At 45.6% G+C, this 13,864-nt stretch carries 12 protein-coding genes; 10 read left to right on the forward strand and 2 right to left on the reverse strand.

Translation table 11 applies throughout. The features are described 5' to 3' along the window. Window positions 1–51: 51 nt before the first annotated feature. Both glpK and J4N45_RS06740 read right to left on the reverse strand, forming a co-directional pair. Entirely contained in the window at window positions 52–1,575 is a 1,524-nt protein-coding gene (gene glpK / locus J4N45_RS06735; protein WP_252014662.1) for a glycerol kinase GlpK, read from the reverse strand. A 57-nt stretch (window positions 1,576–1,632) separates the two neighbouring features. Continuing rightward, window positions 1,633–2,493: an MIP/aquaporin family protein gene (locus tag J4N45_RS06740; RefSeq protein WP_252014219.1), complete on the reverse strand. Its 861-nt coding sequence runs from the start codon at window positions 2,491–2,493 to the stop codon at window positions 1,633–1,635. 314 nt (window positions 2,494–2,807) lie between these two features. On the opposite strand from J4N45_RS06740, the gene J4N45_RS06745 reads away from it, so the two are divergent. The 10 genes from J4N45_RS06745 (at window position 2,808) to folK (ending at window position 13,844) form a co-directional block, all read left to right on the forward strand. Continuing rightward, on the forward strand, window positions 2,808–3,569 hold the full coding sequence (locus J4N45_RS06745) for a DeoR/GlpR family transcriptional regulator (RefSeq protein ID WP_128650176.1): 762 nt from the start codon (window positions 2,808–2,810) through the stop codon (window positions 3,567–3,569). Window positions 3,570–3,753: 184 nt separating this feature from the next. Next, window positions 3,754–5,409: an anaerobic glycerol-3-phosphate dehydrogenase subunit A gene (gene glpA, locus J4N45_RS06750; RefSeq protein WP_252014220.1), complete on the forward strand. Its 1,656-nt coding sequence runs from the start codon at window positions 3,754–3,756 to the stop codon at window positions 5,407–5,409. Continuing rightward, a complete protein-coding gene (gene glpB / locus J4N45_RS06755) occupies window positions 5,406–6,767 on the forward strand; it encodes a glycerol-3-phosphate dehydrogenase subunit GlpB (protein WP_252014221.1) in 1,362 nt (453 codons plus the stop codon). The genes glpA and glpB overlap by 4 nt, the downstream gene beginning before the upstream one ends. Beyond that, a complete protein-coding gene (gene glpC, locus J4N45_RS06760; protein ID WP_252014222.1) occupies window positions 6,764–8,023 on the forward strand; it encodes an anaerobic glycerol-3-phosphate dehydrogenase subunit GlpC in 1,260 nt (419 codons plus the stop codon). Before glpB ends, glpC begins: the two co-directional genes overlap by 4 nt. 542 nt (window positions 8,024–8,565) lie before the next feature. After that, complete coding sequence (locus tag J4N45_RS06765; protein WP_252014223.1) at window positions 8,566–8,952, forward strand: ATP-binding cassette domain-containing protein; 387 nt, start codon at window positions 8,566–8,568, stop codon at window positions 8,950–8,952. Continuing rightward, window positions 8,936–9,946: an ABC transporter substrate-binding protein gene (locus tag J4N45_RS06770; RefSeq protein ID WP_234493951.1), complete on the forward strand. Its 1,011-nt coding sequence runs from the start codon at window positions 8,936–8,938 to the stop codon at window positions 9,944–9,946. Before J4N45_RS06765 ends, J4N45_RS06770 begins: the two co-directional genes overlap by 17 nt. A gap of 129 nt (window positions 9,947–10,075) precedes the next feature. After that, window positions 10,076–10,969, forward strand: a complete 894-nt coding sequence (locus J4N45_RS06775) for an ABC transporter permease (protein WP_234493950.1) — start codon at window positions 10,076–10,078, stop codon at window positions 10,967–10,969. Then, the gene (locus J4N45_RS06780; RefSeq protein ID WP_252014224.1) at window positions 10,969–12,231 is read left to right on the forward strand and encodes a quaternary amine ABC transporter ATP-binding protein; all 1,263 of its coding nucleotides are present in this window, start codon (window positions 10,969–10,971) and stop codon (window positions 12,229–12,231) included. The genes J4N45_RS06775 and J4N45_RS06780 overlap by 1 nt, the downstream gene beginning before the upstream one ends. A 272-nt stretch (window positions 12,232–12,503) precedes the next feature. Continuing rightward, window positions 12,504–13,067, forward strand: coding sequence for an aldolase/citrate lyase/malate synthase family protein (locus J4N45_RS06785; RefSeq protein WP_252014225.1), 564 nt, complete (start codon window positions 12,504–12,506; stop codon window positions 13,065–13,067). Window positions 13,068–13,346: 279 nt separating this feature from the next. Next, window positions 13,347–13,844: a 2-amino-4-hydroxy-6-hydroxymethyldihydropteridine diphosphokinase gene (gene folK, locus J4N45_RS06790; protein WP_252014226.1), complete on the forward strand. Its 498-nt coding sequence runs from the start codon at window positions 13,347–13,349 to the stop codon at window positions 13,842–13,844. Window positions 13,845–13,864 lie beyond the last annotated feature (20 nt).

Raw genomic sequence — 13,864 nt, forward strand, 5'->3', positions numbered from 1 at the left:
CTACCTTGAGATAAAGAGAGCTAACTTATTAGAGTAACGCGTTAACTTTACTTAGCGTTTGTCTGCATGCGCAATCTCAGACCAGCTCAATACGCCTTGCACTGCTCGTTTCCAACCGCTGTAACGTGCTTCACGTTTTTCTTCATCATCAGATGGTGTGAAGGTTCTATCGATTTCAGCTTTATCAGACACCTCTTCCAAACCACTCCAGAACCCAACTGCGATACCTGCTAGATATGCGGCACCGAGAGCGGTGACTTCAACAACTTGAGGTCGCTGTACTTCTGTGTTCAATAGATCCGCTTGGAACTGCATCAGGAAGTTATTCGCGACTGCGCCACCATCAACGCGCAGAGAAGCTAGCTTGATTCCAGAGTCGGCTTGCATCGCATCGATCACATCGCGGCTTTGATAAGCGATACTTTCAAGCGTTGCGCGAATGATGTGGTTTGCACCTGTGCCTCGAGTCATGCCAATGATGGTACCGCGAGCATAAGCATCCCAGTAGGGTGCGCCAAGACCAGTAAAGGCTGGAACCACATAGACACCATTGCTGGATTCGACTTTGTTAGCAAAGTATTCAGAGTCTTTGGCGTCATTTAACAGTTTCATTTCATCGCGTAGCCATTGAATAGAAGCGCCGCCCATAAATACCGAACCCTCTAACGCGTAAGCAAGTTCGCCTTTTGGTCCGCAAGCGATGGTCGTCAACAAAGCGTTTTTAGAGGTGATTTTCTCCTTACCCGTATTCATTAGCATGAAACAGCCCGTGCCGTAGGTGTTCTTCGCCTGACCTGGTTCGACACACATTTGACCAAATAGCGCGGCTTGTTGATCACCTGCGATACCAGCGATAGGTATACGCGTGCCACCTTTACCACCAATGTTAGTTTGACCGTAAACTTCTGACGAAGGTTTGACTTCAGGCATCATCGAAAGTGGGATATCAAACTCTTTAAGAATGCGTTCGTCCCATTCTAGAGTATTGATATTAAATAGCATGGTTCTTGATGCGTTGGTGTAGTCAGTGACATGAACGCGACCTTGGGTCATCTTCCAAACTAGCCAAGTGTCCACGGTACCAAACATCAGCTTGCCTTCCTCGGCTTGCTGGCGAGCGCCTTCTACGTTATCTAAAATCCATTTAACCTTGGTGCCTGAGAAGTAAGGGTCGAGAACAAGACCCGTGTTTTCTCGAATATAAGCTTCAAGGCCATCGCGTGCTTTTAGTTCTTCACAGATCTCTGCGGTACGGCGACACTGCCAAACAATAGCGTTGTAGACGGGAGCGCCCGTCTCTTTGTTCCAAACGATAGTCGTTTCACGCTGGTTAGTGATACCGATAGCAGCGACTTCGTCGGAGGTAATGCCTTTTTGACCCAGAGCTTCGATTAATGTAGAGCTCTGCGTCGCGTAAATTTCTAGTGGATCATGTTCAACCCAGCCTGCTTCTGGATAGATTTGAGTAAATTCTCGCTGCGCGACACTGACAATATTTGCATCATGATCGAGAACAACGGTACGAGAGCTGGTGGTTCCTTGATCGAGAGCGACGATGTATTTCTTAGTCATAATAGTGTCCTTCTGTTTTCATTTTTTATTCATTATTTGTAGGGGATAGAGTTGTTGTGTTTACACGTGAGCTTCGGTGTCATTAACCTCCACTTCGTCATCGCATTGAGCTGGGCTAGTGCAGCCACCTGCAGCAGGAAGGTAAGCGCCAATCACTTTCGGGTACAGCCACCCGCCAAATAGACCGCCAGCAATGGTGGCAAAGATTGGAACGATAAAGTAAGGGATGTCTCTAGCGCCGCTTAACGCGTAATCCCAACCCGCAAAATATGCGAACAGTTTTGGCCCAAAATCACGAGCAGGGTTCATAGCAAATCCTGTTAGTGGACCAAGCGAGCCACCAATAGTTGCAACCAATAAGCCAATGAGAAGTGGCACCATTGCACCTCGTGACTCACCGCCATTGTTGCTGTCACCAAAGGCTAAGATCCCAAACATCAGTACTGCAGTAATCGTAAACTCGACCGCAGCGGCACCGAAAAATGAGAGTGATGCATTAGGGTAAGTGGAAAAGATGCCCGCGGTAGCAAGCGCCTCTGGCGTATCACGGGCTACTCCGTTAGCGACTTCCCAGTCGACAAATAAGTTGCTATATAAGCCGTAGACTAAAGCAGCCGCACAGAACGCTCCGGCAACTTGAGAAAAAATGTAAGGCAGTACCTTGTGCTTCTCAAAGCCATGGAACGCTGCGAGCGCAATTGTCACCGCAGGGTTAATGTGTGCTCCGGACACACCCGCCGTACAGTAAACAGCTAGCGCTACCGCTAAACCCCAGACGATACTGACTTCCCATTGACCGAACTCAGCGCCGGTTAATACCACAGCCGCCACACATCCGACCCCCCAAAATATCAACAAGCCAGTTCCAATAAACTCCGCGATACACTGACCGAGTAACGCAGGATCTTTTTTTATACTCATAGTTCTTTCCTTGGTCTTGATTCATATGCCATCAAATGCGGTGAGGATTGTAGCCAAAATAAAAAAATGGAAATCTCGGTCAGATCTCAAATGTGCGTACGAAAGTTAAAAATGTTCGCATTATGTTCATAAATGTTAACTAAAGCACATTTAATGTTCGTTTAAAGGGTTTTTTATGCAGCTGAATGTGTATTTTTGCTCGGGTATTGAGCGTTTAGTGAAGAGGGAATACATTTCGGTTTGGCGCTATTTAAAACATGTGCAAGACACAGTAAACTCAGGTAATAACATAGTTTGAACGCGAGGGAGTGTGGTTGAAAGCGATAAAGCGACATCAGGAAATCATCGAATTGGTGACGACACACGGGTACGTCAGTACTGAAGATTTGGTCGATAAGTTTCATGTGAGCCCGCAAACCATTCGTAGAGATCTGAACGAATTAGCGGATGCGAACAAAATTAAGCGTAACCACGGTGGTGCGACCATAGTGACGAGTTCTGAAAATTCATCCTATCAGAGCAGGAAGGTATCGAGTCAGGCTGAGAAAGAAAGGATCGCCGCTCAGCTAGTCAAACACATACCGAATGGCGCGACACTGTTCATCGACATTGGCACGACACCTGAAGCGATTGCCAAAGCTTTATTGAATGAACACAATGACTTACGTATTGTTACTAACAATATAAACGTTGCCTCAATGCTCATGCACAAAGAAAGCTTTCGAGTCATACTCGCAGGGGGTGAAGTGCGTGGAAAAGACGGTGGTGTAACCGGGGAATCAACCATCGACTTCGTTGCTCAGTTCAGATTGGACTTCGGTATTCTTGGCATAAGTGGCATCGACTATGATGGTTCGCTGTTAGATTTCGATTACCATGAGGTTCGTGTAAAACGAGCAATTATCGAAAACAGCCGAAGCGTCTTGTTGGGCGTTGATCATAGTAAGTTTGGTCGAAACGCCATGGTGAAACTCGGTGGCATTGAAGAAGTCGATTTGGTCATTACCGATATGAAACCGCCCCAAGAAATATGCAATGTTCTGAAAGAAAACGATATAAATATCGAAGTTGCCTAGTTTTTCATAACTTGTTTTTAGTCAATAGGACCAGCCATATGGCTGGTTTTTTTGTACCTACACTTCAAATCGAAAGCAAATGAGCAAAAATAAATGCTCGAACGAGCATTTGTGAGCGAAATCGCGAAACTGGTTGCATTTTAATGCCACAATAATTGTGCGTATATTCAGTGGGTAAAATGCAATGAAAGCAACAGCTCGTTATCAAACAGACGTCATCATCATAGGGGGCGGTGCCACAGGCTCAGGCATCATGCGTGATTGCGCACTTCGAGGCATCGACTGCATTTTAATTGAGCGTGATGATCTCGCGTCGGGTACAACAGGGAGAAATCATGGACTACTGCACTCAGGCGCTAGATATGCTGTCACTGATCCTGAATCTGCCTCCGAATGTATTGCAGAAAATCGCATACTCAAGTCCATAGCCGCTCATTGTGTTGAGGATACGGGCGGTCTTTTTATCACTCTGCCAGAAGATGAACTGAGCTTTCAGGATGAGTTTATTGCAGCGTGCGATATTGCCGGAATCGAGACTAAGCGCCTAACAACCAAAGAAGCGCTTGCGTTTGAGCCAAATGCGAATCCAAAGATGCTAGGTGCTATCCAAGTGCCCGACGGCACGATCGACCCTTTTCGCCTCTGTGCTTCCAATGTGCTTGATGCTAAAGAGCACGGTGCGCGCTTGTTTAGTCACTGTATTGTGACTTCTTTGATTCGAGAGGGTGATCGCGTAATAGGCGTCAATGCACTCAATACTCGCACAAATTTACCCTTTGAGGTTTTCGCGCAAGAGGTCATTAACGCTGCGGGTATTTGGGGGCAAACGATCTGCGAATATGCAGACCTTAGTGTGAAGATGTTTCCAGCAAAAGGGTCACTATTGATACTCGATTATCGTATTAATAATCGAGTAATCAACCGCTGCCGTAAACCATCTGACGCTGACATTCTGGTACCCGGGGATACCATTTCGCTTATTGGTACTACATCGGAACATATTGACTATGACCAGATAGATAACCTCCACGTTACCGCTGAAGAAGTCGATACCTTGTTAAAAGAAGGTGCCAAGCTTGCGCCGATTATGAGTCATAGCCGAGTACTCAGAGCTTATGCGGGAGTGAGACCGCTCGTTTCTTTAAGTGAAGATAGCAGTGGTCGCAACATAAGCCGAGGTATCGTGCTTGTCGATCATGCGCAGCATGATGGCTTACATGGCTTTACGACAATTACCGGCGGCAAACTCATGACTTACCGCTTAATGGCTGAGATGGCGACTGATTCCGTAGCACAAAAGCTGGGTAACACTACCCCTTGTACGACTCATACGACTCCCTTGCCAGGCTCGGTTAATTCTCCTAAACAGACGAAAAACACAGCAAGCATTGCAAAACCTGTCTATCAGTCTGCGATTGATCGCCATGGTGAGCGAGCACTCGGCTTTTTATCTGACGACAAAGCAAGCCAATCTGTCATTTGCGAATGTGAAATGGTGACTGCCGGCGAGATCGAGTATGCGATTAAAGCGCTTGATGTACATAACCTTGTCGACCTTAGACGGAGAACTCGGCTAGGTATGGGGCCTTGCCAAGGAGAGCTTTGTAGTTATCGAGCGGCGAGCTTAATGGCAGATTACGGCAATTTTTCTGGAATCGAGGTAGGGGAGATTCTTACCGACTTTTTAGAAGAGCGCTGGAAAGGCACCAAGCCCGTTTTGTGGGGGGATGCGCTACGAGAAGCGGAGTTTAGCTACTGGATTTATCAAGGGTTATTTGGTGCTGATGAGCTCACTAATACTGAGTCGACTCGCAGCCCAGTTGGGGAGGAGTTGCAATGATTAACTATGACGTTGTCGTTATCGGCGGTGGAGTTGCTGGTTACACCAGCGCATTGCGGTTCCTTGAACAAGGGTTGAAGACCGCCATGGTAAGCCATGGACAAAGTGCTATGCACTTTTCCTCAGGTTCAATTGATGTGCTCAGTCATTCCCCAATCGATGGCAAAGCGGTAAGAGCCCCGTTCGATGAGATCGATCGTTTGACTCAACAGATGCCTGAACATCCTTATTCCAAAATAGGTCGAGCAAGCGTCCTTGAATCGTTGCAATGGTTTAAGCAGTTTGTTGGCAATCATGGATTACCACTGAATCATAATCAGTCGCTAGAAAACCATTATCGAATCGCGAGTTTAGGTTCACTCAAAGCGACATGGCTATCACAACCTTATGTGTTTCCTTTAGACTTTGATTATGCTGCACTCTCTAGCATCAAGCGCATCGTGCTTGTCTCTGTAGAGGGGTTTCGTGACTTTCAACCTGAGATAGCTAGGGCCAAGCTCGCTTCTATGCCAGAGCTCGAAGGAATCGAGGTGAAGGTGGTCAAAGTCGGCCTTGATGCGGCGGGTTTAGAAACTCGAAACTGCCATGAGTTTCGTTCAATAGACGTATCGAGACTGCTGCGCCAACCCCAACATTTCTCTCAATTTTGTTCGCAGTTAAGAAACGTTGCTACTCCCAACGATCTTGTCATCTTGCCTTCTCTATTGGGAAATGGAGATGGTCTTACCTTGATGGATAAGTTGGCACAAGAAACGCACCTGCGTTTTCACGAAGTGCCAACCATGCCTCCATCACTCTTGGGAATTCGTGTAGAAGACACGTTAAGACGCGCGTTTATCGAAGCTGGGGGGACGTTACATGTCGGTGATGAGGTGACAAGCGGTGTGTTTAGACCATCTGGTGAACAGCTGTCTTTGGCGTGTATCTATACCAAAAAACTAAAGACAGTGCCTATCAATGCCGAGTACTTTGTTTTAGCAACCGGCAGTTTCTTCAGTAAAGGTTTGGTTGCAGGTCTCAACAAGGTTACTGAGCCTATTTTTGACCTCGATATTGCTACCCAAGGGTCGCGAGACCAGTGGTATTCAGAGCGGTTTTTCTCACAATTATCACACCCATTCTTAAGCTTTGGCGTTGAGACAAACCAACATTTTCAGCCTACCAAAGCAGGTAGAACGTTGGAAAACCTTTATTGTGCTGGCTCTATTTTGCCCCACTATGAACCGATTGCACATGGCTGTGGGGGTGGCGTTGCAATCAGCACTGGATATAAAGTCGCTGAACATGTCATTGCAAAATCATCCGTAAGCACCATTCCCGAAGCGATAAGTGAGCAGAGAAAAGGAGAGATGGCATGACCGCAGTACGTCCAGCTGAACTCATTGCTGTAACTAATATTGGTGATGAGCACCCATCGCCATCATTTGAAAAATGCATTAAATGCACTGTCTGTACCGTGTATTGCCCTGTCGCTAAAGCCAATCCAGAATATCCAGGACCCAAACAGTGCGGCCCAGATGGTGAAAGACTAAGATTAAAAAGTCCTGAGTTTTTTGACGATGTGCTAAAGCTCTGCACCAACTGCAAACGCTGCGAAACAGCATGTCCGTCCGGGGTTAGGATTGGTGACATTATCGCTGTCGCTCGAAGAGAGCATGGGCGTAAGCCGCTTAGCCTGACTACCGCACGCGACTACGTGTTAAGCCACACTGATTTGTTTGGTTCTTTGGCGACACCTTTTGCGCCGGTGATAAACAAACTAACTGAGCAATCGGTCGTTAAGAAAGTCATGCATCATACGATTCAAGTGCATGATCATAAGTTACTACCCAAATACTCCCACGGAACGTTTCGATCTTGGTACAAGAAGCATGTGCCAGACCAGAGCAAATATCGACGCCAAGTGAGCTACTTTCACGGTTGTTATGTTAATTACAATGACCACAGTGTTGGGCAGAATTTTATCCGTGTCATGAATGCCATGAACATTGGCGTACAGTTACTCGAACGTGAGAAGTGTTGCGGTGTGCCTTTGATTGCCAATGGATTTCATAGTAAGGCGCAGAAGAATGCCAAACTCAATGTGGAACATCTCGAGAAAGCCCTGACAGGTCGCTCTGAAGCGGTCATATCCACCTCTTCAACCTGCGCTTTCACCTTACAAGAGGAGTATCCTCACATTTTAGATGTAGACAATCAAAAAGTCGCGGATCGGATACATCTATTTAGCCGCTTTATGCTGAGTGAATGTAGAGAAGGCAACATTCCAGCGATGAAACCCGTCAACAAAACCATTGTGTATCACACCCCGTGTCACCTAGAGCGCAGTGGCGATCATATATTCACAATTGAGCTACTGAAAATGATCCCAGGGCTGACGGTTAAAGTGTTGGATAGCGAATGTTGTGGGTTAGCGGGTACGTATGGTTATAAGCGAGAGAACTACGATGTCTCTATGGAAATAGGTAAGGGCTTGTTCGAACAAATCAACCAGTCGGATGCCGACTATGCGATTTCTGACTGCGAAACCTGCCGCTGGCAGATAGAAGAGAACACGCGTTTGTCCTGCGTTCATCCTCTTTCGGTCCTAGTGGAAGCATTAGATTTCGATTAGTGTTAGATGGTTTTAGTGCTTCGTTTAATGTTGATTTGAACTTAAAAAGTTAGAGTACTAAATAAATATTTCGCTGTAATTTGCATTGCTACTCATTTGTCAAGGGGTTGCTAATTGTTGCGTTTGATATCAAAAACTTAAAATAATTTGCAGTCCATCAAGGCCTAGGAATGATCTGCCTAATAATTCCTTTTATTAACAATATCTTACCCTGTTTTACTGATGTTTAATGATCAATCAAAAGCACCTGTTTATGGGGGCTTTTTTATTGTTAACAGAATGTCATACCTTGAATTTGTGCTCTAGTTTACTTAGAGTGCTAAACGTTACATTACAAAGTGCTTTTAAGGACAGCTCAACATGGATCCCATTCTGGAAGTTAAGGGACGACACACATCGTTTGGGGATTACACAGGAAGGATGCTCGCACTCGATGTTGATAGAACGAGCGTTGCACACGTAATCGAGCGCCGTTTTCTGCATTTGAGTACGCGGACCGGAATGCTTACGCTTAAACAATCTCTGATGAACAGTAGGACGATATGACTAGTTGTGTAAGTCTAGCTCGTGCTCTCGATTCTGAACCAAATATTCTATCGACGGATGAGGCTTTTTCGGCTTCGAGTCCGTTCATCCCACGCGCAATGCAAAAAGCACTGATTGGCCTTCAAAATGGCAAAGTAGTGCAGGTTGTTCTTCCAGAAAACATTCCACCTAACCTTACCTACGACCATGAAGAAACCTGTCATAGAGGCATGAGCGCTAAAGGCGTGCTGACATCCAGAGTTATCATGCGCAACGCAAGCATCGCCGTTAAGGCGAAGACTTTTGGTTGTAAACAGAATGTAAATGAAGTTTGTAATAATAACCCACTGTTCATACACTTATTGAAAAACCAATATGGAAATTACTATGAAAAACTTAACTAGGACGTTATTGTTTTCGTCTCTTCTCGCTGCAAGTTCTCTTCAAACTGCCTCGGCTGACGAGTGTGGTGCGGTCACCATTGCGGATATGAACTGGAACTCTGCAACCCTAATCGCGAATGTCGACAAATTCATACTTCAGCACGGATTCGATTGCGACGCTGAGCTCGTACCGGGTGATACCCAACCAACGGGCGCTTCTATGATCTCTAAAGGCCAGCCAGATATTGCGCCAGAGTTTTGGAGTAACTCTATGCGTGAAGCACTGGATATGGGCGTGAAAGAAGGTCAAATTCAATATGCAGGTACCACTCTAACCGATGGTGGCGAAGAGGGATTTTGGGTTCCTGAGTATATGGTTGCCAAAGACCCATCAATGGCAACGATTGAGGGAGTGTTAGCCAACGCTAAAATGTTTAAGCACCCAGAAGATCCAAGCAAATCAGCATTTTATTCTTGTCCTGCTGGTTGGAACTGCCAAATTTCTGCTGGCAATCTATTCACTGCACTAGGTATGGAAGAAAAAGGATTTGAAGTTATCGATCCAGGGTCAGGTGCGGGTCTTTCAGGCTCAATTGCTAAAGCTTATGAGCGCGAAGAAGCGTGGTTTGGTTACTACTGGGCACCGACAGCCGTTCTCGGTAAGTACAAAATGGTTAAAGTTGACTTCGGTAGTGGTGTTGATGAGACGATGTTTAAAGAGTGTATCACTCAAGAAACTTGTCTAGAGCCTAAAGCAACTATGTATCCACCATCAATCGTGGAAACGGTTGTTACCACAGACTTTGCTAAGCGCTCTCCAGAGGCAATGGAGTACTTTGCTAAGCGTGAGTTTACCAACGCACAAATGAACGGTCTTTTGGCTTGGATGGAAGACGAGCAAGCCGATGGCGAATACGCTGTTGAGCACTTTATGAAAGAGTACAAGTCAACGTGGTCTACATGGTTAACACCTGATGTCGCTGCAAAAGTACAAAAAGCAGTAGATGAACTATAAACCGAGTCGGTAGTAAAAGGGGCTAGAGGGATAGCCCCTTAATTAATTGATACAAGTTCGCCATTTTTGAATGCGAACACAAAGCAGCGCTAATTGCTGCTTCTGGCAGAAGTAATCAAGGAGTAACAGATGTCTAATGCCACGTGGTTGAGTGAAATACCTCAGTTAGACCGCAAACAACTACTAGAAATACGAAAAACGCTAGATGGTGCCTATCGAGACTTTTCTCGAGAATATGGCGACACCATCGAATCTCTATTTGACCCATTATTAAGCTTTTTGATTTGGTTTGAGAAGCTACTACTTTCTAGCCCATGGTGGCTAATCATCGGTATTTTGGTTGGTCTCGCTTATGTCGCGAGTCGATCTTGGAAACTCAGTGCTTCTGTTGGTATCGCCTTCTTTGTTATCGGCTTCTTCGGCATGTGGGACAATACGATGCGAACTATGAGCATCATTTTAGTCTCAACCATGCTCGCAATAGCCCTCGGGATACCCACCGGGATCCTCATGGCTCAGTCCAAAAAAGCCAGAGCCATCATTACCCCTATACTTGACATAATGCAGACCATGCCAGCGTTTGTGTATTTGATTCCTGTCGTCATGCTACTTGGCATCGGTAAAATCCCTGGCGTCATTGCTGTTGTGATCTACGCGATTCCACCAGTCATACGTTTGACTGATTTAGGGATTCGACTCGTAGATAAAGAAGTACTAGAGGCCGCAACCGCATATGGCGCTAGTCCGGCCCAGCGCCTTTTTGGTGTGCAGGTACCGTTGGCAATGCCTAACATCATGGCGGGTATCAACCAAACTATCATGATGGCACTTGCGATGGTCGTGATTGCATCGATGATCGGTGTGAAGGGTTTAGGTCAGCCAGTTCTAAAATCCATTACCAACCAATATTTCACGCTTGGTTTACTTAATGGTCTTGCTATTGTGGCGCTTGCCATCATTTTTGACCGTGTTTCACAAAGCTATGCAAAACGTACCCAAGCTCACTTAGGAGGTAGAGAATAATGAGCACTACTCAACCTCAACCTATGATTCAAATTAAGAATCTGTATAAGATATTTGGTCCTAAAGATAAGTCCTATCTTCAAGCCGTGAAGGATGGCGAATCAAAAGATGACCTCCTAGCGCGTACCGGACATACCCTTGGCCTCAAAGACATCAACCTAGACGTCTATCCGGGAGAAATCTTTGTGATTATGGGGCTATCTGGCTCGGGAAAATCAACACTCATTCGACACTTCAACCGTCTTATTGACCCAAGTGAAGGAGAGATCATTGTTGATGGTTCCGATGTCATGAAGCTTTCTGACAAAGAACTGCGTGAGTTTCGACGCCACAAGATGTCAATGGTATTCCAGCGCTTTGGCTTACTTCCGCACAAAACCGTGATTGATAACGTCGCTTATGGTTTGCAAATCCAAGGGATGGAAAAGGCAAAACGATTAGACACTGCAAAGTCTTGGATAAAAACCGTTGGTTTAGAAGGTTATGAAGCGCAGTATCCTAGCCAGTTGTCTGGCGGACAACAACAGCGTGTTGGACTCGCCCGAGCATTGTGTACTGATGCTGAGATCCTACTGATGGACGAAGCCTTCTCTGCACTCGATCCGCTGATTCGAAGTGAGATGCAAGATCAGCTAATCGAACTTCAGGAAAAGCTCCACAAAACCATCATTTTCATTACCCATGATTTAGATGAAGCACTTCGTATCGGTGACCGTATCGCCATCTTGCGCGACGGTGTCGTTGTGCAGCAAGACAAGCCCGTCGATATCCTGCTTAACCCAGCAGACGACTATGTAGAAGCGTTTGTTAAAGATGTGAATCGAGCTCGAGCACTGACCGTTGAAACTGTCATGCAACCTCCTGTTCTGCGTATCACCGCGGAGACATTAGGCGAGGCCATCAGTCAGATGCGTAAATCTTCAGAAGATTACGGATATGTTGTCAACGATGATGGATACCAAGGTGTCATTACTCAAGAAACATTGGAGCAAGTGAACAAAAACGACTATCACAAAGAGATACCGGAAGACTTGCTAGATGACGTACCCGCTGTTCAAAGTGATGCTTTGCTTGAAGAAGTCATTCCAGAAACACTCGACAGTGATCATCCGCTGCCTGTGGTTGATGATAATGGTGACCTACAAGGCCATTTATCTAAGTCGACGCTTGCAGAGGTATTGAGTGACAGTACTACGAGTGAGCCTCCTGAGAGCGATGATGCAACGGTCGAGGAGCGCTTGTCGGATAAAGGGGCTGCTTAGAATAAGAAGTTTGACATATTCAATCAGCAACTGACTAATTCAACGTAAAGAAGCAAAGCGCAAACCAATGGTTTGCGCTTTTTTTGCTCGTGAGATTGATGAAAAACGAAATGTGTAAGAGTGCATTTTTGTAAAATTGACAGTGTAAAAATTTTGTTGTGAAATTGTTTGTAAAAAAGCGCTATTCTGAAAATCAAGCGGTAACCAAACGGTCATAAAGAAGTAACAGAGCTTGGTTAATGCAGTACTCAAAGCAGCTGAAGGAATAGACTATGAACATGCAAACATTCGATAAGACAGAGCAACAAAACCCACAAAACTTTATCGCACAAGCCGTGTTTGCCGTTGAAATGGTCGACGCTGGTGAGATGACACAAAAACAGAAAATGTCCAAGCAACTGCTAGACACACTGTTTCCACTAGAAAACGGCTCACACGAAGACGTAGTAAGCTACGAAATCAACTACCGGCACGTGCAAGCTTACTTCAAGAATGGACAACACAGCGGTCTTCGCAACAACAAACACTTTGTGGCATACGCCGGTGACGAATGCAGCCCTGACAACATCCTATTTCGCGACGAAAGCGGCACTCACGTAGAGATCACCATAGCACGTCGCAAAAAAGGCACAGGCTGTCTTGAGTATGTGGAAATTGACGATATTCAAATCGAAACCTGTACGACTTTCGGCGCAACACAAGAAATGGGCTTACGCCACTGGGTTAGCTTGGTGAAGGGCGATGAAAAGCGTCATCCAGCTGCGAGTAATGAAGATAAAGAGTACGTAGCGAAGAATGGTGACGATTATACACTGATGTTTAGTTATGCTGCTTGATAGGTTCAAGTAAAACGAAGAAGCCTCAATATTGAGGCTTCTTTTTAATTGTCTTTCCATCTAAATTAGATGTACGCCGCTAATTTCAACCTCTCTAGTCATCAGAACTCAAGCACCCGGAGCGCCTTCGCTTTTTGGCCCGCTTTGACTATGTACTCAAACCGGGTTTTTAATCAGATAAAGTTAGAAGACTAGGGGAAAAAATAGCACGCAGCTTCTACGACACTGATCGACATAAATCCTGGCACGTATCCAACGGGAAAAAAACGGGAAAATAATATGGTGACTGTTTATGTCAGTATCGGAAGTAATATCAACCGCGAATATCACATTACGCAATCCCTCAAGGCATTGAATAACCGCTTTGCAAACCTACTCATATCTAAATTCTACGATTGCGAGCCTGTTGGGTTCGAGGGGGATAATTTCTTGAATCTAGTCGTTCGGTTCGAATGCGACCTTGCTATCGCAGAATTAGCGAGGGTTTTGCAACAAATTGAACGAGAGAATGGACGCCAGCGTGTAACTAAAGAATACGCTTCACGTACATTGGACGTTGATATTCTTCTCTACGATGAGCGAGTAGGCATAATCGACGGAGTTGAATTACCGAGAGGTGAAATTACCGAGTACGCGTTTGTATTGCGACCTCTGGTTGATGTTGCGGCGGAGGAACTTCATCCTGCTCTGTCCATCTCATTTCAGCAAATCTGGGATAACTTCGATCAGTCGAGCCAGAAAACACAAGTTATACCTTTTGAGCTCACTCTCTCCTAGTCATGTAATTTCTCAAATAG

The sequence above is a fragment of the Vibrio sp. SCSIO 43140 genome (assembly GCF_023716585.1).
Taxonomy (GTDB): domain Bacteria; phylum Pseudomonadota; class Gammaproteobacteria; order Enterobacterales; family Vibrionaceae; genus Vibrio; species Vibrio maritimus_B.